We start from the raw sequence: 17992 nt of genomic DNA, 5'->3' as shown, positions 1-17992 counted from the left end.
GAATAGATATGGTGAAATTATCATTGTAGGCATGATACATGAAAAGAGGTAATCAGGAAAAAATAGTAGATATTATTCCAAAGTTGTTCTTTATTCATCTTTATTCGTTCTATATAAAGAAAAATGTTATTACTGCTAAAATGTTGATATCAGTTTTCATTTGTTATAAGATTGTAATGAGAATAAATTGAGAATGAAAAAATCGCAGCTCATTAAGCTGAAAGATACAAAGTGATGGAGGTATTTATAAATGGCAGGATCAACTTTAACAATTAAAGATCTTCATGTTTCGATTGAGGGGAAAGAAATTTTAAAGGGTGTAAATTTAGAGATTAAAGGCGGAGAATTCCATGCTATCATGGGTCCGAACGGTACAGGAAAGTCGACTCTATCTTCAGCAATCATGGGACATCCTAAATATGAAGTGACACAAGGTTCGATTGAATTGGATGGCCAAAATGTTTTAGAAATGGAAGTAGACGAACGTGCACGTGCTGGTCTTTTTCTCGCTATGCAGTACCCAAGTGAGATTAATGGAGTAACAAATGCTGATTTCTTACGTTCAGCTATTAACAGCCGTCGTGAAGAAGGAAAAGAAGTTTCTTTAATGAAATTCATTCGCCAAATGGATTCTAAAATGGAGTTCCTTGAAATGGACCCAGATATGGCACAGCGTTATTTAAATGAAGGGTTCTCAGGCGGTGAAAAGAAGCGTAACGAGATTCTTCAATTAATGATGATTGAACCAAAAATCGCTATTTTAGACGAGATTGACTCCGGATTAGATATTGATGCCTTGAAAGTTGTTTCAAAGGGAATTAATGAAATGCGCGGAGAAAATTTTGGCTGTTTGGTTATCACTCACTATCAACGCCTTTTAAACTATATTACTCCTGACTTCGTTCACGTTATGATGCAAGGTCGCGTAGTTAAGTCCGGCGGACCTGAATTAGCACAACGCTTAGAAGCAGAAGGATACGACTGGATCAAGAAAGAACTAGGAATTGAAGACGAAACAGTTGAGCAAGAAGCGTAAGCGTTGGGGGGATTAATATGACAACTGAAATAAAATTACCGTTTGATCAGGACTATATCAGTTCTTTTTCAAAAGAAATGGGCGAACCAGCCTGGTTAACTGAATTTCGTACACAGGCATTGGCGAAAGCTGAAATTCTGCCGATGCCAAGACCGGATAAAACAAAAATCGACAAGTGGAACTTTACCGATTTTTCAAAGCATATTGTAAAAAGCGAGGATTTCGCGTCACTAAATGATCTTCCACAAGATGTAAAGGCGTTAATTGATTTAGATTCTACAAGTAACAACTTATATATTCAACGAAATAACCGCCCTGCATATTTGTCATTATCTAAGGAAGTTCAAGAGGCAGGCGTTATTTTTACTGATATTTTTACAGCTGCACGCGAGCATGGGGATCTTCTTCAGCGTTATTTAATGAAAAATGGTGTGAAAGTGGATGAACATCGTTTAACTGCTTTACACGCATCTTATATCAATGGAGGAGTATTCTTATACATCCCTAAAAATGTAGAAGTTACTCAACCGATTCAAGCGGTCTTCCTCCATGATGACGCAGAAGCTAATCTCTTCAACCATATTTTAGTAGTAGCAGAAGAAAATAGCTCAGTAACATACGTTGAAAACAATATTTCCACGGTTGCGGAAGCAGCAGGAATATTTAATCTTGTAACTGAGGTTATCGCGGGCGGTAACGCCAAAGTTCAATACGGTGCAGTGGATACTCTTGCGAAAGGGGTTACAACTTATGTGAATCGCCGTGGTGTGGCACATAAGGACGCACATATTGAGTGGGCATTAGGTTTAATGAACGATGGAAATACCATTTCAGAAAATACCACAAACTTAATTGGTGACGGTTCATTTGGAGATACGAAGACAGTCGTTGTCGGTCGTGGTGAACAGACACAGAACTTTACAACTAGCGTGGTTCATTTCGGTAAGCATACAACTGGCCATATCCTTAAGCATGGCGTCATGAAGGATAGCGCCTCTTCGATCTTTAATGGTATTGGTAAAATTGAACATGGTGCTTCAAAGTCAGATGCGCAACAGGAATCACGCGTGTTGATGCTTAGTGAAAAAGCTCGTGGCGACGCCAACCCAATTCTGTTGATTGACGAGGATGATGTTGTTGCTGGGCATGCTGCATCTGTTGGCCGTGTCGATCCTGTTCAATTGTATTATATTATGAGTCGTGGAATTCCTAAAAAAGAGGCAGAACGCCTAATCATTCACGGTTTCTTAGCACCGGTTGTGAACGAATTACCAATCGAAGGAGTTAAGAAACAGTTGGTTGAAGTGATTGAAAGGAAAGTAAAATAATGAACATTCAAGATATCCGAAATTTGTTTCCAATCTTACATCAGGAAGTAAACGGGAATCCGCTTGTATATCTTGACAGCGCCGCGACTTCACAGAAACCGGTTCAAGTCATAGAAGCGATCGACCGCTATTATCGTGAATATAACTCCAATGTTCACCGTGGTGTGCATACACTTGGAACAAGAGCAACCGATGGATATGAGGGAGCGCGTGAGAAAGTTCGTAAGTTCATTAATGCGAAATCAATGCAAGAAATCATTTTTACACGAGGAACGACAACCTCTTTAAATTTAGTAGCAAGAAGCTATGGTGGAGCTAACCTTGGCCCTGGTGATGAAATCATCATCACTTATATGGAACATCACAGTAACATCATTCCTTGGCAGCAAGTAGCAAAACAAACAGGTGCTACATTAAAATACTTCCCGCTTCAGGAAGACGGGACGCTTTCCTTGGACGAAGTGCGTGCGACGATTACACCGAATACAAAAATTGTTTCGGTCATGCAGGTATCAAATGTTCTTGGGACGATCAACCCAATCAAGGAAATTGCCAAAATTGCTCATGAAAACGGGGCGATTATGGTAGTGGATGGGGCACAAAGTGTACCTCATATGAAAATAGATGTTCAAGATTTAGATTGCGATTTTCTAGCTTTTTCAGGCCATAAAATGGCCGGTCCTACCGGAATTGGTGTTTTATATGGCAAGAAGCATCTTCTTGAAAAAATGGAGCCTGTTGAGTTTGGCGGGGAAATGATTGATTTTGTCGATCTTTACGATTCAACATGGAAAGAGCTCCCTTGGAAGTTTGAAGGGGGTACACCGATTATTGCTGGTGCAATCGGCTTAGGTGTAGCGATCGACTTTTTACAAGAAGTAGGGCTAGATCAAATCCTTGAACATGAACATAAATTAGCAGCATACGCGATGGAAAAAATGTCAACGATTGAAGGCATTACGATTTACGGTCCTAAAGATCCGAAAAATCGCGCCGGAGTCATAACATTTAATTTAGATGATGTTCATCCCCATGACGTAGCGACCGTTTTGGATGCTGAGGGAATTGCGGTTCGAGCAGGACACCATTGTGCTCAACCTTTAATGAAATGGTTAAAGGCATCTGCAACGGCGCGGGCCAGCTTCTATATGTATAATACGGAAGAGGAAATTGATAAGCTCGTCAGCGGGCTTGTTAAAACAAAGGAGTATTTTAGCGATGTCTTTTAATAATTTAGATACCCTTTATCGTCAAGTTATCATGGACCACTACAAAAACCCAAGAAACAAAGGGGTTTTAGAAGAGGGAAGTTTAACTGTCAACATGAACAACCCTACCTGTGGGGACAGAATCCGCTTAACGATGAAGGTGGAGAACGGAATCGTGGTTGATGCAAAGTTTGAGGGAGAAGGCTGTTCGATTTCGATGTCTTCCGCATCGATGATGACTCAAGCTATAAAAGGAAAATCGATCAATGATGCGATTGAGATTTCCCATGCATTTTCAAATATTATGCAAGGGAAAGAATACGATGAAAGTCTTGATCTTGGGGATATCGAAGCTTTACAGGGCGTGTGCAAATTCCCGGCTCGAATTAAATGTGCAACGCTGGCATGGAAGGCAATGGAAAAAGGTCTGGAAGAAGAATCCGATAAAGACAAGTAATTGATCTCGTTACATGGCAGATGTTCGTAATAAATTAGAAAAATTAAAGCAGTGATACAATATTCCCTCAAGGGTGGCTGCATTAAGAAATGGAGGAATTCGACGATGGCAAAAAAAATGCCTGAAATCGGTGATTACAAATATGGCTTCGCCGATAAAGACGTTTCCATTTTCCGATCAAAACGCGGTTTAACCCGTGAAATTGTTGAGGAAATCTCAAAAATGAAAAATGAACCGCAGTGGATGCTTGATTTCCGCTTAAAGTCGCTAGAGCATTTCTACAATATGCCAATGCCTCAATGGGGCGGCGATCTAGCTTCATTAAACTTTGACGAAATTACTTATTATGTTAAACCATCAGAGCGCTCTGAAAAGTCTTGGGATGAAGTGCCGGAAGAAATCAAACAAACATTTGATAAGCTTGGAATTCCTGAGGCTGAGCAAAAGTATTTAGCAGGGGTTTCTGCGCAATACGAGTCTGAAGTAGTTTATCATAATATGAAGGAAGACTTAGAGGCGCTTGGAATCGTCTTTAAGGATACAGATTCTGCATTACGTGAAAATGAAGATATTTTCCGTGAGCATTGGGCAACGGTTATTCCACCAACTGACAACAAATTCGCTGCATTAAATTCAGCTGTTTGGTCAGGCGGTTCTTTCATCTATGTTCCGAAGGGAGTTAAGGTAGATACTCCATTACAGGCGTATTTCCGAATAAACTCAGAAAACATGGGACAATTTGAGCGTACCTTGATCATCGTTGATGAAGATGCTCATGTCCACTATGTTGAAGGCTGTACAGCCCCTGTTTATACAACGAACTCACTTCATAGTGCCGTTGTTGAAATTATCATTAAAAAAGGCGCTTATTGCCGTTATACGACAATTCAAAACTGGGCTAATAACGTGTTCAACCTCGTTACAAAGCGTGCAGTTTGTGAAGAAAATGCAACAATGGAATGGATCGATGGAAATATCGGTTCCAAGTTAACAATGAAATATCCTGCTGTTATTTTAAAAGGTGAAGGTGCACGCGGGTTAACTTTATCGATTGCGATTGCCGGAAAAGGTCAGCATCAGGATGCTGGAGCTAAGATGATTCACTTAGCACCAAACACTTCATCGACTATCGTTTCGAAATCCATTTCGAAGCATGGCGGTAAAGTAACGTATCGTGGTATCGTTCGTTTTGGCCGTAACGCTGAAGGAGCTCGCTCAAATATTGAGTGTGATACGTTAATCATGGATAATCAGTCTACTTCAGATACGATTCCTTACAACGAAATCTTTAACGATAATATTTCGTTAGAGCATGAAGCTAAGGTTTCTAAGGTTTCAGAGGAGCAATTATTCTACTTGATGAGCCGCGGTATTTCTGAACAGGAAGCAACAGAAATGATCGTAATGGGCTTCATCGAGCCATTTACAAAAGAACTTCCAATGGAATATGCGGTTGAAATGAATCGCTTGATCAAGTTCGAGATGGAAGGTTCTATCGGATAATTTTAGATTATGTGATCCGCTTGCCGTTAATGGTGAGCGGATTTTTTGTGTTAACAATGTTGCCGGTCGTGATTACATTCTTCATTTTGGCAAGTAAATCTGCAATTATGGCAAGTATTTTTCTATTTTGGCAAGTAAATCAGCAAAAATGGCAAGTAAAATACAATTGTTAAGTATTCTCTAACGGTAATGCAACACCACTACCCTCGGTCACCTGAAAAACCCTCACGACTTCTAATCAAACCGTCGCTACTTCTTCTCATTCACACGCTTAACATTATTGACCACCCAACCCCTTATGCTATCATGTCTATATGGAGGTGCATAAAATGATTCTAATCGGACTAACAGGCTGGGGAGACCATGACAGCTTATATACGCCTAATCTTTCTCCACGAGACAAGCTGAAGCAATACGCTGGTTATTTTCCAACTGTTGAAGTTGATTCAACATTTTATGCGATCCAGCCGAAGCAAAATGCTGCAAAATGGGTGAAGGACACCCCAGACTCCTTTAAATTCATCGTTAAGGCGTATCAAGGGATGACGGGGCACCAGCGTGGTCCAATCCCGTTTCAAAATAAAAATGAAATGTTTACTGCATTTATCGATTCATTGGAACCTTATCAAGCTAAATTAGCGATGGTCCTGTTTCAATTTCCGCCTTGGTTCGAATGTAAAAGGGAAAATGTTGATTATTTGCGGTGGTGTAGAGACGCGATGGGGGATATACCATGTGCCCTTGAATTTCGCCATAGCTCGTGGTTTACACCTGAATTCACCCAAAAAACGATAGATTTTATGAAAAAAGAAAATTGGATACATAGCATTTGCGATGAGCCTCAAGCAGGAGTCACTTCTATTCCGACAGTTTTAGAAGTTACCAACGACGATAAGGTTCTTGTTCGCTTTCATGGTCGAAACATATACGGCTGGAATAAGCGAACGGATCAAAACTGGCGTGAGGTTCGATACTTATACCGCTACAATCACCAGGAATTGCTTGACTGGAAAGGGAAATTGCAAAAGCTTCAAACACAATGCAAGCAAGTTTTTTCCGTATTTAACAATAATTCAGGCGGTGATGCCGCCGATAATGCCAAGCAAATGATCGATATTCTTTCAATCGAATACGATGACTTAGCACCACGTCAACTGGACTTATTTTAAAGGGTGTGTTAAAGCTCATTGTTGAATTTAAGGCACAAAGTTGATTGGAGCGGAAGGTGCTCGACTCCTGCGGGAGCAGCGGGTCAGGTGAGACCCCGCAGGCGTAAAACGCCGAGGAGGCTCAGCGCCCGCCCCGCGGAAAGCGAGCACCTGGAGCGGAAATCAACAAGCTAAATTACACGCGTAAAATAAAACTTGTCCAGCTTTTCTCCAAAAGCAACTAAACAAAAGGAATGATCAGATTTGGAAATCATCCATATTTATCATACTAACGATTTACATAGCCATTTTGAGCATTGGCCGCGAATTCAAGCTTTTTTATCTAAACGAAAAAATTGGCACGGTGAGGCTGGGGATGAAGTATACCTCTTTGATATCGGAGATCATATTGATCGCTTTCATCCATACTCAGATGCGACCATGGGCAAAGGCAATATTGAACTGTTAAATCAAGCCGAATATTCCGCGATAACAATTGGAAACAATGAAGGAATTACCTTTCCGTTTAAAGCATTAGACGAAATGTATGAACAGGCTGCCTTCCCGATTTTAGCAGCCAATCTTTATTACCCGAATGGAACAAGACCCGCATGGGCTAAGCCACATACGATCTTTACGACTAAAACGGGCACCCGGATCGGATTGATCGGCCTAACCGTATTTTATGAGCATCTTTATCAATTATTAGGCTGGAAGTTGACCGACCCGATTGTTGAATTAAGACAGCAAATTGACGAGCTGCAAGATAAGACAGACGTGCTTATTTTATTATCTCATTTAGGGATTAATGATGATGAGGAGATTGCCAGAGACTTTCCTGAGTTAGATGTTATTCTTGGGGCACATACCCACCATGTCTTACATGAAGGAAAGATGATTAATAATAGTCTTGTTTGTGCGGCAGGGAAATACGGCCAATTTGTCGGACATGTTATATTGGAATTGGATAAGGGTACAATCGAAAAACGCAAGGCTGTTTTATACGATGCCAATGAATTACCTGAATTAGCAGGAGAAAAGGATACCGTTTCTGGCTTTTTTAAAGAAGGGAAAAATTTGCTGCAAGAGAAGGTTGTTGATTTAAGCGATCCTATCTCGGCTGATTCATTTAAAGAATCACCCCTGTCTTCACTCTTATGTGATGCGTTAAGGGAATGGTGTGAGGCGGATTGTGCGTTTTTAAATGCCGGTCTTCTGCTCGATGGTTTAAAAAAAGGGACGGTTACGCGATATGATTTATTGGAAATATGTCCGCATCCTATTAATCCATGCACGGTGCTCATTTCCGGGCAAGAATTAAAGGAGGTTATCCTCGAAACAACAGAGGAGCGTTGGCCACATCTGCAGTTAAGAGGCTTAGGTTTCCGTGGGGTGGTAATGGGAGTGTTTATTTATAGCGGAATCACCTTTAAACACCAACATCAGCAAGCAGAGATTTACATAGGCGAGGAAAAAATAAATCCAGATAAAATATACAAATTAGCTATTCCGGATATGTTTACATTTGGACGATTTTTCCCGGCCATTTTCCGGTCGACATCGAAACAGTATTTCTTACCGGAGTTCATGCGCGACCTTCTTGAATGGAAGCTGCGTAAAAGCTATCTTTCAAATTGAGATCCGATTATATTTTTCACAATTAGACCTTCCTGTACATAAAATAGGTTAGGAAGGAGTGTGAACAATTGATAGATCTGTTACCAATTAACATAAATGGTCATTCCTTTGTTGGTGTTTCAGTAAAACTTCCCAAAACCAATTTGCTGGTTGTAACCAGTGATAAAGGATATATAATGTGTGGGGCACTTGATGTCGGTCTGCTCAATGAAAAATTGAAAGATAGAAAAATAATTGCGGGTCGAGCTGTTGGTGTGAAAACGATTGAGGAACTTCTCAATGCTCCGCTTGAATCGATAACATATGAAGCAGAGGCCTTAGGCATTACCAAGGGAATGATTGGTCGAGAGGCACTTCTTAAAATGCTTTAGGATTAAAATCTTAAGCTATAAATAGATGCACAATAATAAAATATATTATTTTTTGCGCTAGTTCCCTCCTTTCTTGCATAAATATAGCATTGTAAGGAGGGATTTATTTTGCACAAATTTCGGGGCAGGTTCCCCCGCAGAGGTCCGCTGCCTTTTCGTTATGTTTTTTTACTTACCTTTGTTTTTTTTACCTTTTCAACTGCAACAGGTTTGTGGATGGTAAATAAAGGATTAAAGCCCACTTTACTAAGCTATGCTGAATCACAAACTCGAAAGATCGCGACACTTGTCATAAGCAATGCAATCAACAAAAAAATTGCAAATGAAATGAACATAGAAAATATTATTGAATCTGTTCCTAATCAGGATGGAATGTCAAAGTTAAATGCCGAGATCGTAAATCGGGTAAAGGCGGAAACTACCCATCTTGTTCAGAAAAACTTAAAGGAAGCAGAAAGTGGCAATTTATCTGAACTTGAGCTGCTGACAGATGTTGAATTTGAAAAAGCAAATAAAGATGATGAGGACGGTATTGTTTACTACGTTCCCCTTGGCCAAGCAACAAATAATGCCTTACTTGGTAATCTCGGTCCGAAAATTCCAATCAAGTTCACCCCCATTGGAGATGTTCGTTCCAATGTTAAAACAAAAATTAAAGACTTTGGAATAAATAATGCCTATGTCCAAGTCTATGTTCATCTGACAGTAAATGTTCAAATCATTATTCCGTTTGCCACAAAGGTCACTACCATTTCTGAAAATATTCCAGTCGGAATGTTTATTATGAAGGGGAATGTACCGCAATACTATAATAATGGGGGCGGCTCCAACCCGGCGCTGGAATTACCAGGCCAATAGTAAACAAAAACGCATGTGAACCATGCGTTTTTGTCTGCTATCTGAGTGATTACATTTGAATAGATTTTTCCGGACATACAGTACGCTATTTTTAAAAAAAATGCGATTTTGGGACTAGTTCCGGACATGGAGTACGTTATTTACTAAAAATCAAGGAATTTGACAATCCTTTTAGCAAAATAACGGAATGTATGTCCTCTAAAAAGTGAAAATCACCATTTTTGATGCAAATAGCGGAACGTATGTCCGCTTAATGCTCTAACGCCTAACGCATCAAATTGATCTAACGCCTAACACATCAAATTGAAGCCAAACCAACTTATCTTTTCCTCGCTTTTAACCGTTCCTGACGCTCCCAAAGCTTTAAATGCGGAAAAGGATCGTAAGACCACTCAGTGTAACCATTATCTTTGTACATCCCATAATGTAGGTGAGGAGGAAATTTACCTGACGTTCCCGGAGGGCCGTAACCAGAGCTGCCTACACCGCCAATTACCATACCAGGTTCCACGATTTGGCCAACCTTTAAATCTTTAGCAAAACCGCTTAAATGTGCAAAATAATGATAATTATTGTTGATATCACGGATGCCGATTCTCCAGCCTCCATACTTATTCCAACCCTTCATTTCAATAATTCCATATGATGTTGCCCGAACAGGAACTCCATAACCAGCGAAAATATCAGTACCTTCATGGATTCTTCGACCGCCCCAACCTCGGGCATCACCCCATGTATTTCGATAGCTGAAGTTGCTTCGAATTGGAACAGGGAAGGCATGATCCTCAAGAGCTAGCCTGCCAAAATGACGATAAAGTGACGCTTTGCCTATGATAATTCCTACCGTCTTATCACGATGATAGTACTCCCACAGGCCAATTTTGATGTTTTCATGGTCTACCCCGTAACAAAGTAAGTAGTTGGCAAAAGAAAATAGAACATCCTCATCATCCATGCGGTTGGCTTTTCCATCACCGTTTCCATCCATCCCTATACCATCAAAAAATAATATAGAGGATGGGTTATCATCTTCTATATTTGGATTCGTTATTCCACTCCACATTTCAGGTGCAAAATAGATTCCAATAGCTCCCTCGGCTTTAGGTAAATCCCTGCGTGCCGAGCGAATATTTCTTTCATATTGATCCACCGCTGCAAGGTAGTACCAAGGTATGTTTGTCGTTGCTTCAACTTTTTTATATAATTCCATCCTTTTTTGGTTCAAATCTGTAACCTGTTGTTGTGTAGCATTAGCATTTGCAGGGATACAATAAATAAGTATAGTTGAGAGACATACGATAAGCATAATAAAATGCCGCATTGGATTCCTCCTCTCTATTTGATGTCCTTTTTATTTTGTGAGTTCAAAGGAAAATCATTAATATCAATAAATGGTAATCAAGTTCATTACACTTGTTCTCGATTTTTTATTATGGTACAGTGGCAATGAAACAGGACGAATGGGGTGGGATCATGAATAAAAAAGAAAATTCTATGCGTAAACCAGAATGGTTAAAAATAAAGTTAAATACAAATGACAGTTACACAGGCTTAAAAAAAATGATGAGGGAAAAAACCTTACATACAGTATGTGAGGAAGCAAAATGTCCTAACATACACGAATGTTGGGCAGTTCGAAGTACCGCTACCTTCATGATTCTCGGAGATATCTGCACGAGAGCATGCCGATTTTGCGCGGTTAAAACAGGATTACCAACAGAGCTTGATTGGCAAGAGCCTGAGCGCGTCGCAGATTCCGTCAGAATAATGAATCTAAAGCATGTGGTGATTACAGCGGTTGCCCGTGATGACCTTAATGATGGAGGAGCGGCGGTTTTTGCTGAGACGATAAGAGCCATCCGTCGAAAAAATCCGGCTACCACGATTGAGGTATTGCCTTCTGATATGGGAGGGCTTTATGAAAACATTCAAACATTAATGGAAGCACGTCCGGATATTCTTAACCATAATATTGAAACAGTAAAGCGGCTAACTCCAAGAGTCCGTTCAAAGGCAACATATGAGCGCTCCCTTGAGCTATTACGACGTGCAAAGGAACTTCAGCCTGATATTCCAACTAAGTCTAGTATCATGATTGGAGTCGGTGAAACGAAAGAGGAGCTTATCGAGGCCATGGATGATCTTCGGGCAAATCATGTAGAGATTCTGACGATTGGCCAATATTTACAGCCAACTAGCAAGCATTTGAAGGTTGAAAAATATTATCGTCCTGAGGAATTTGAGGAATTTAAGGATATTGCCCTGCAAAAAGGCTTTAGCCATTGTGAGTCCGGACCTCTTGTTCGTTCATCTTACCATGCCGATGAACAAGTGAGCTCAGCTGCTAAGGAAAAGCAATTAAAGGCCCAAGAAGTAAAAGAAGCTTAAAATAAAAAGAGTTCAGCAGCCATTGCTGAACTCTTTTTAGGATTTATGATAATATGATTTTAACGTCTTGGATACCTTTCAAGACGTTAGACTCGTCCAGCTCCAGCGCCCAGCTCCTAGTGGACTTCGCCCACCTCCCTATGATAAGTCAACATCGAATCGCTTTCGCTCTTCGTGTTTCCTTTATCTCAGTCGATGTGCTCCAGTCCTGTCGTGAGCTACCCGGGCGCTTCCGCTTTTGTTCCTATTTTCTCATTGTTTTACTAATATTATCTTTATCAAGGTGATTGTTTGTACCGCCTTCTTTTTCACCGTTTGCATTTTCGCCAGCATTGATGGCTCGTCCCTGCGGTGAAGATAACATTTGCGTAATGATGCGATCAAGATTGCGGTCAACATTCCGACTGTCAGAATCTAAAGTGGCAAAGTTTTCAACATTCTTCCTAAGTTTTGTGTTATCAGAAACATAGACATGGTACCATCTGGGAACGACAGATATGGCCGTTTTCTTTACTTGGTCCGCGGTTTCATTCCGATTTTTTGAATCCGTCTTATAGACAACCAGCACTTCTTCATCGGTTACAAGGGTTGAAACATCATCGACATTTGGCACATCTGTGCTTAACTGACTGATGATGTTGGCAAGTTGTTCTCGATCGATCGCTGCATAATGGTCACCTGAAGAATTTGTCCCCATAACCGGATTACGTTGATGTCGTACATAACCAAAATCTTCACTTTTATCGCGCAAATTTTTGTCATGATTGCCTTCATTGTATAATTCGGCGCGTTGATTATTGACATTAATGGTATTTCCGCTCTCTTGATAAGGATCACGAGGCGCATCACCAGCACGGTCAACGGCATTGTTAGCACAGCCAGTTAACATTATTAATCCGGTGAAACAAACGAAAAATAGGTTTTTTATCATTCTATCCACCTCCTCATGTTTAGAATGACCCATAAACTGTCGTTTTTCTCTTAGTAATTGATGGCGAATAAGTTATAATTTAAATACGTACCGTTAAAATCAATTGGATTTTGGATAAAAGTGAGGTGGACAAAATGATCTGCATTAATAATGTTTGTTACGAATTGATTGAAGATGAGAGAAATGGTTTTAATGAAGAAGCATTTAGAGGGAGATATAGTGATATTTTAAATAAATATGACTATATTGTTGGCGATTGGGGATATGGTCAACTTCGTTTAAAGGGATTTTTTGATGATCAAAACCAAAAGGCTACCTTTGATACAAAAATAAGTACATTAACCGAATATTTATATGAGTACTGTAATTTTGGTTGTGCTTATTTTGTCATGAAAAAAGTAAAAAAATAACATTAGGTCAGATATACTGAATCTGACCCCAGTTATTTTCTTATAAGTTATTCTCAGCTAAATTGTCTGAATAAGAAAAGAACGCAACTCAGCAGCTTCTCCTTCTGAAAGCTTAAACGCGTACTCGAGATAACCTTCTTCTTCTAGATCATCAGGGCCGATGATGGCAAAACGACTCCCTTGTAAATCGAGAACTAATTGCTTGCCGTAAAATCGCTGTGATTGAACAATAGCAAGGTCAAATCTCTGTGTTTCGCCAACAAAGCTGACGAATCGAGTTTTAGTTTCTTCTTTATCATCATATAGAAAATAACGATTGTTCATAAAAACCTCCTGAGTCATGACTATTGGATACATAGTTTATCTTATCAAATTTTTGAATAATACAAAAAATATCTGTCTTGAAAGGATGAAAGTAAATGTATTTTGTTGACAGAGAAAAACTAGAAGGCATTTTATCTTTTTTAGAAAAACAAATCGCTCTTTTTGAACAGACCGAGCAATGGGAAACCGCCATTGAAAAAGCGGCACTAGAAAGAATACCACATATCATGATCGAAGCAATCTTGGATGTCGGCAATGATATTATTGATGGTTTTATTATGAGGGATCCGGGCAGCTATGAAGACATTATCGATATCTTAACGGATGAAAAGGTCATTCCAGAGGATGTAAGTGTTGGACTGAAAAAAATCATTCCATATCGCAAAATTTTAGTACAACAGTACACCGAAGTTCCACATGAGCAGCTGAGAGCCGATTTTCAAGAAATGCTGCCAATTGTTAAGCAATTTGCCCCACTAGTAAGACGTTATCTTCATGATGAACTAGGACCAGTTTCTGCTTTTAAAAATTAATCAGATTATAATGCTTCCATTCTTGGAAGCATTGTTTCGTTTAATGGGATTACTTTATCATTGATATAATAGTTCGTAAAAAGACAAATGACATGCTACATAAAGGAGTAGAGTTACAGTGAAAAAATACAGCGGTTATTTAATTGATTTAGACGGAACGATGTATCGAGGTACAGAACCTATCCAGGAAGCGGTCCAGTTTGTCCAAAAACTGCATGAGAAACACATTCCTTATCTGTTTGTTACAAATAATTCATCTCGGACACCTAAACAAGTAGCTGAAAAGTTAACGCAATTTGAGATCCCGGCAAATGAACACCAGGTTTTTACAACTAGTCAGGCAACAGCTAATTATATTTTTGAGCAGAAACGAGATGCTTCCATCTATTGTATCGGCGAAGAGGGGATCCAATCTGCTTTGGAACAAAAGGGTTTTAAAAACGCTTCAGAGCATGCAGATTTCGTTGTCATTGGAGTTGACAGGGAGATTAGCTATGAAAAGTATGCAGTTGCTTGTTTGGCGATAAGAAATGGTGCTACTTTCATCTCGACTAATGGGGATATTGCTATTCCAACGGAGCGAGGATTACTACCTGGGAATGGGGCTCTTACTGCTGTCATTTCTGTGTCAACTGATACGAAACCAATTTTTATCGGTAAACCGGAATCCATTATTATGGAGCAGGCCTTACATGTGTTAGGAACTAAAAAGGAAGAGACTTTAATGGTAGGGGATAATTATAATACGGATATTTTGGCAGGCATAAATGCTGGATTAGATACCCTTCTTGTTCATACGGGTGTTACAACAAAAGAGCATTTGCAGGGGTATCCTGTTCAACCTACATATGTTATTGATTCTTTAGCAGATTGGAACGAGATTTAAATAAAAGGAGGAATCCATTCATAGCAATGGGTTCCTCCTTTTTTTGATAAGGATATATAATATTTAGCAGTGGATTTGCGCTCCAGGTGCTCGCTTTCCGCGACTGTTCGTTAATCTACATTGGCGGCGCGATGGGCAAGTCTGCTTGAGGCAGCCGCGGCAATTGCCCCGACAAGATCGTCTAAAAAGGTATGACATTTACCTGATGATTTATCATTTAAGTCCTTTAATATCCCCGGTTTTTGCTTATCAATATAACCGTAGTTCGTAAAGCCTATTGATCCATAAACATTGACAATCGAAAAGGCAAGGATCTCATCGACACCATAGAGACCTTCATCGGTTTCGATCATTGTTTGTAAAGGCTTTTCTAATAATCCTTTTTCCGCTAAAACATCAAGCTGGATTCCGGTTAATATAGCATTTTGTACCTCTCGTTTAGCTAGAACACGTTCCACATTATGGACGCATTCCTTCATGTCTAAATTTGGGTGGTATTTTTCTTGGAGGTAATAGACTAAATTTGCAATATCTTGTATTTCAACTCCTCTTTCATTCAACCATTTAAGAGCAGTTTTTTCTGACATTTTTACGATTTTTTCTTCCTCCATGTGCTCACCTTTTCTTCTTTATTTTTCCTATATATATATACGTTTTCGTAAGGAAATATGCTCCTGTCAACCAAGCATCATTTAAATCATTTCCCAGTGAGGATAGCTTATTCATACTCTTAATGATAAGTCACAAACAAGTTTTAAGCAAAAAAAACATATACATACAATGGAAAAGCCTAAAAAGGGATGTGAAAAGTTTGATTCAACAATGGCTTGAAACACATTATGGAATAAAATCGGATGAAGTGATGAGAATTGGAGATTATTCTGCTGGTATAATGGGTGACCAATTATATTTTCTTATTCGCCCTATTGTACAAAGTCCAGAGGAAATAGCGGAGTTACAGATGATTGCAGCCCACTTATTTAGTACTGGTGATCGAACAGTTCCATTATTAGTTCAAACGAAAACGGGAGAATTAATTAGCCAATGGGAAAATGATAAGGCGTGTGTGCTCACCTATAAAAGGGAAAAAACGACCTCATCAGTTAGATTAGGAAGAAAGTTAGCTAAATTTCATCAGCGTGGTAGAATTTTATCCGTTCCGATAGAGAAAGTAAGCAGGTTAGGACAATGGAAAAAAATTTGGGAAAAAAGATTAGACCAAATGGAAAATGTTTGGAAAGGAAAATTATTTCAACAACCGGAAAATGAATTTGAAAAAATGTTTTTGGAATCCTTTCCCTACTACATGGGATTGGCTGAAAATGCGATTCAATATTTGGTAGATACTGAATTGGATGAGGCACCTACCATGGTAGATCATGGTACAATCTGCCATGAGAGGTTCTCGGCAACGACGTGGGGAGAAGAAAAGGTCTTTAAGAATCCATTTGAATGGGTTCTTGATCATGGCAGCAGAGATATAGCTGAATGGACGAGGGAACGTTATTTTTACAACACCCAAACATATGAACCGGAGTTAAAACAGTTTTACATCGATTATCAAAGTAAAACAAAGCTATCCCCCTTTTCTTGGCGCCTTCTTTATGCCAGACTGTTGTTCCCGCTTCATTATTTCGAGTGTGTTGAGGAGTATTATGTCACAAACTCTGAGCAAACTAAGCGTATGTTAGAGGAAAAAATGCAAAAATTGTTAAGTCATTCCGGTGAGTATGAACAGTTCTTGGCCAAATTTTTTTCTCTAGCAGAAGTTCCGGTTCGAAAATTAAGTATTCCCGAGCTTGAATGGCTGAAAAGAGCATGAAAATTAAGCAAATTCCTTCATGTATGCCCTTTCTTGTAGTATATTAAAATAGTAATTATTATATTTAGGGATGGGGTAGAATATGAGGCCGTATATATTTATTACAAGAAAGCTTCCTGAAAATGTTATTGTAAAATTCAAGGAGCATTTTGAAATAAACATGTGGGAAAAGGAGGATATTCCGGTTCCCCGTGAAATTTTACTTGAGGAAGCAAAAAAAGCGGATGCTCTTCTTACCATGCTATCGGATTTGATAGATGAGGAAGTCATCACTGCAGGTCCATCTCTAAAAGTGATTGCGAATCTTGCTGTTGGCTATGACAATATTGATACACATGCTGCAACTAAGCATGGGATTGCCATATGCAATACACCGGATGTATTGACCGATACAACAGCTGATTTAACTTTTGCTTTACTTATGGCTACCGCTCGACGGTTAATCGAAGCAGCTGAATTAGTAAAGGAAGGTAATTGGAAGAGTTGGAGTCCTTTACTACTGGCTGGCCATGATATCCACCATAAAACAATTGGGATTGTTGGTATGGGGAAAATTGGTGAAACGGTTGCGAAGCGTGCAACAGGATTTGATATGGAAATTTTATATCATAATCGTTCTCGAAAGCCCGAAGTGGAAAAGACGATTGGAGCTCAATACGTTCCATTTGAAGAGTTAGTAGAACGATCTGACTTTATCGTATGTTTAACACCTTTAACGGAAGAAACAAAAAACTTGTTTACTCGTGAAGTTTTTCAAAAAATGAAGAAATCTGCCGTATTTATTAATGCCTCAAGAGGGCCAGTCGTTGATGAAGCTGCACTTTATGATGCGCTCGTTGAAAAGGAAATCGCCGCAGCCGGGTTAGATGTATTTACGAAAGAACCGATCGCTGCAGATCATCCACTTCTGAAGCTTACAAATGTTGTCGCACTTCCCCATATAGGTAGTTCAAGTGTTGAGACTCGTACTACCATGATGGAATTGTGTTTAGAAAACATTGATAGGGTATTAACAGGTAGAAATCCTAAAACATTAGTCAACAAAGAATGGAAATTACAATTATCACATTAATTGTGCATCGAAACCTGTGAAGCATTTTTCACGGGTTTTTTTCATACCAAAGGATCAGAAATATTTTCTTTGTAAATGT

The 17992-nt window shown here is 39.4% G+C and carries 19 protein-coding genes; 15 read left to right on the top strand and 4 right to left on the bottom strand.

Features of this window, described 5'->3' with window-relative positions; genetic code table 11:
• The first annotated feature begins 250 nt into the window (after positions 1–250).
• The 9 genes from sufC (at position 251) to yunB (ending at position 9547) form a co-directional block, all read left to right on the top strand.
• On the top strand, positions 251–1036 hold the full coding sequence (gene sufC, locus ACI48O_RS06125; protein WP_435560856.1) for a Fe-S cluster assembly ATPase SufC: 786 nt from the start codon (positions 251–253) through the stop codon (positions 1034–1036).
• 17 nt (positions 1037–1053) lie between these two features.
• On the top strand, positions 1054–2364 hold the full coding sequence (sufD, locus tag ACI48O_RS06120) for a Fe-S cluster assembly protein SufD (RefSeq protein WP_435560855.1): 1311 nt from the start codon (positions 1054–1056) through the stop codon (positions 2362–2364).
• Positions 2364–3593 (top strand): cysteine desulfurase, encoded by a 1230-nt coding sequence (locus tag ACI48O_RS06115; RefSeq protein WP_435560854.1) that lies wholly within the window; start codon positions 2364–2366, stop codon positions 3591–3593. The genes sufD and ACI48O_RS06115 overlap by 1 nt, the downstream gene beginning before the upstream one ends.
• A complete protein-coding gene (gene sufU / locus ACI48O_RS06110; protein WP_435560853.1) occupies positions 3583–4029 on the top strand; it encodes a Fe-S cluster assembly sulfur transfer protein SufU in 447 nt (148 codons plus the stop codon). Before ACI48O_RS06115 ends, sufU begins: the two co-directional genes overlap by 11 nt.
• Positions 4030–4134: 105 nt before the next feature.
• Positions 4135–5532, top strand: a complete 1398-nt coding sequence (sufB, locus tag ACI48O_RS06105; protein ID WP_435560852.1) for a Fe-S cluster assembly protein SufB — start codon at positions 4135–4137, stop codon at positions 5530–5532.
• A gap of 329 nt (positions 5533–5861) precedes the next feature.
• Entirely contained in the window at positions 5862–6701 is an 840-nt protein-coding gene (locus tag ACI48O_RS06100; protein WP_435560851.1) for a DUF72 domain-containing protein, read from the top strand.
• Positions 6702–6944: 243 nt separating this feature from the next.
• A complete protein-coding gene (locus ACI48O_RS06095; RefSeq protein ID WP_435560850.1) occupies positions 6945–8318 on the top strand; it encodes a bifunctional metallophosphatase/5'-nucleotidase in 1374 nt (457 codons plus the stop codon).
• A gap of 68 nt (positions 8319–8386) precedes the next feature.
• Positions 8387–8689, top strand: coding sequence for a YunC family protein (locus ACI48O_RS06090; protein WP_435560849.1), 303 nt, complete (start codon positions 8387–8389; stop codon positions 8687–8689).
• Positions 8690–8797: 108 nt separating this feature from the next.
• The gene (yunB, locus tag ACI48O_RS06085; protein WP_435560848.1) at positions 8798–9547 is read left to right on the top strand and encodes a sporulation protein YunB; all 750 of its coding nucleotides are present in this window, start codon (positions 8798–8800) and stop codon (positions 9545–9547) included.
• A 319-nt stretch (positions 9548–9866) separates the two neighbouring features.
• On the opposite strand, the gene ACI48O_RS06080 is transcribed toward yunB, so the two are convergent.
• Complete coding sequence (locus ACI48O_RS06080) at positions 9867–10868, bottom strand: M23 family metallopeptidase (protein WP_435560847.1); 1002 nt, start codon at positions 10866–10868, stop codon at positions 9867–9869.
• 152 nt (positions 10869–11020) lie between these two features.
• On the opposite strand from ACI48O_RS06080, the gene lipA reads away from it, so the two are divergent.
• Entirely contained in the window at positions 11021–11935 is a 915-nt protein-coding gene (gene lipA / locus ACI48O_RS06075; RefSeq protein WP_435560846.1) for a lipoyl synthase, read from the top strand.
• Between the two features lie 244 nt (positions 11936–12179).
• Here the strand turns inward: lipA and ACI48O_RS06070 are convergent, their stop codons facing one another.
• A complete protein-coding gene (locus tag ACI48O_RS06070) occupies positions 12180–12866 on the bottom strand; it encodes a YhcN/YlaJ family sporulation lipoprotein (RefSeq protein WP_435560845.1) in 687 nt (228 codons plus the stop codon).
• A 134-nt stretch (positions 12867–13000) separates the two neighbouring features.
• Between ACI48O_RS06070 and ACI48O_RS06065 the strand changes: the two genes are divergently transcribed.
• Positions 13001–13276, top strand: a complete 276-nt coding sequence (locus tag ACI48O_RS06065) for a YutD family protein (protein WP_435560844.1) — start codon at positions 13001–13003, stop codon at positions 13274–13276.
• A gap of 57 nt (positions 13277–13333) precedes the next feature.
• Here ACI48O_RS06065 and ACI48O_RS06060 read toward each other — a convergent pair whose 3' ends face one another.
• On the bottom strand, positions 13334–13600 hold the full coding sequence (locus ACI48O_RS06060; protein ID WP_435560843.1) for a DUF3055 domain-containing protein: 267 nt from the start codon (positions 13598–13600) through the stop codon (positions 13334–13336).
• A gap of 95 nt (positions 13601–13695) precedes the next feature.
• Between ACI48O_RS06060 and ACI48O_RS06055 the strand changes: the two genes are divergently transcribed.
• Together ACI48O_RS06055 and ACI48O_RS06050 are read left to right on the top strand one after the other, a co-directional pair.
• The gene (locus ACI48O_RS06055; protein ID WP_435560842.1) at positions 13696–14133 is read left to right on the top strand and encodes a DUF86 domain-containing protein; all 438 of its coding nucleotides are present in this window, start codon (positions 13696–13698) and stop codon (positions 14131–14133) included.
• A 118-nt stretch (positions 14134–14251) separates the two neighbouring features.
• Positions 14252–15019, top strand: coding sequence for a TIGR01457 family HAD-type hydrolase (locus ACI48O_RS06050; protein WP_435560841.1), 768 nt, complete (start codon positions 14252–14254; stop codon positions 15017–15019).
• A 110-nt stretch (positions 15020–15129) separates the two neighbouring features.
• On the opposite strand, the gene ACI48O_RS06045 is transcribed toward ACI48O_RS06050, so the two are convergent.
• Complete coding sequence (locus ACI48O_RS06045; protein WP_435560840.1) at positions 15130–15630, bottom strand: phosphatidylglycerophosphatase A family protein; 501 nt, start codon at positions 15628–15630, stop codon at positions 15130–15132.
• 191 nt (positions 15631–15821) lie between these two features.
• Between ACI48O_RS06045 and yutH the strand changes: the two genes are divergently transcribed.
• Both yutH and ACI48O_RS06035 read left to right on the top strand, forming a co-directional pair.
• Positions 15822–16841, top strand: coding sequence for a spore coat putative kinase YutH (gene yutH / locus ACI48O_RS06040; RefSeq protein ID WP_435560839.1), 1020 nt, complete (start codon positions 15822–15824; stop codon positions 16839–16841).
• 82 nt (positions 16842–16923) lie between these two features.
• Positions 16924–17913 carry a 2-hydroxyacid dehydrogenase gene (locus ACI48O_RS06035; protein WP_435560838.1) on the top strand — a complete coding sequence of 330 codons (990 nt, stop codon included), beginning with the start codon at positions 16924–16926 and terminating at the stop codon, positions 17911–17913.
• The last annotated feature ends 79 nt before the right edge of the window (positions 17914–17992 follow it).

The organism is Neobacillus terrisolis, from assembly GCF_051233475.1.
Lineage (GTDB): Bacteria > Bacillota > Bacilli > Bacillales > Cytobacillaceae > Bacillus_BU.
Note: the sequence above shows the minus strand (reverse complement) of the source record. Positions and strands in the feature narration are given on the sequence as shown.

Bases quoted from the DNA above. Each gene is read 5' to 3' on its own strand.
- sufC (WP_435560856.1), top strand. From the start codon at position 251: ATGGCAGGATCAACTTTAACAATTAAAGATCTTCATGTTTCGATTGAG.
- sufD (WP_435560855.1), top strand. From the start codon at position 1,054: ATGACAACTGAAATAAAATTACCGTTTGATCAGGACTATATCAGTTCT.
- ACI48O_RS06115 (WP_435560854.1), top strand. From the start codon at position 2,364: ATGAACATTCAAGATATCCGAAATTTGTTTCCAATCTTACATCAGGAA.
- sufU (WP_435560853.1), top strand. From the start codon at position 3,583: ATGTCTTTTAATAATTTAGATACCCTTTATCGTCAAGTTATCATGGAC.
- sufB (WP_435560852.1), top strand. From the start codon at position 4,135: ATGGCAAAAAAAATGCCTGAAATCGGTGATTACAAATATGGCTTCGCC.
- ACI48O_RS06100 (WP_435560851.1), top strand. From the start codon at position 5,862: ATGATTCTAATCGGACTAACAGGCTGGGGAGACCATGACAGCTTATAT.
- ACI48O_RS06080 (WP_435560847.1), bottom strand. From the start codon at position 10,868: ATGCGGCATTTTATTATGCTTATCGTATGTCTCTCAACTATACTTATT.
- lipA (WP_435560846.1), top strand. From the start codon at position 11,021: ATGAATAAAAAAGAAAATTCTATGCGTAAACCAGAATGGTTAAAAATA.
- ACI48O_RS06070 (WP_435560845.1), bottom strand. From the start codon at position 12,866: ATGATAAAAAACCTATTTTTCGTTTGTTTCACCGGATTAATAATGTTA.
- ACI48O_RS06065 (WP_435560844.1), top strand. From the start codon at position 13,001: ATGATCTGCATTAATAATGTTTGTTACGAATTGATTGAAGATGAGAGA.
- ACI48O_RS06060 (WP_435560843.1), bottom strand. From the start codon at position 13,600: ATGAACAATCGTTATTTTCTATATGATGATAAAGAAGAAACTAAAACT.
- ACI48O_RS06055 (WP_435560842.1), top strand. From the start codon at position 13,696: ATGTATTTTGTTGACAGAGAAAAACTAGAAGGCATTTTATCTTTTTTA.
- ACI48O_RS06045 (WP_435560840.1), bottom strand. From the start codon at position 15,630: ATGGAGGAAGAAAAAATCGTAAAAATGTCAGAAAAAACTGCTCTTAAA.
- ACI48O_RS06035 (WP_435560838.1), top strand. From the start codon at position 16,924: ATGAGGCCGTATATATTTATTACAAGAAAGCTTCCTGAAAATGTTATT.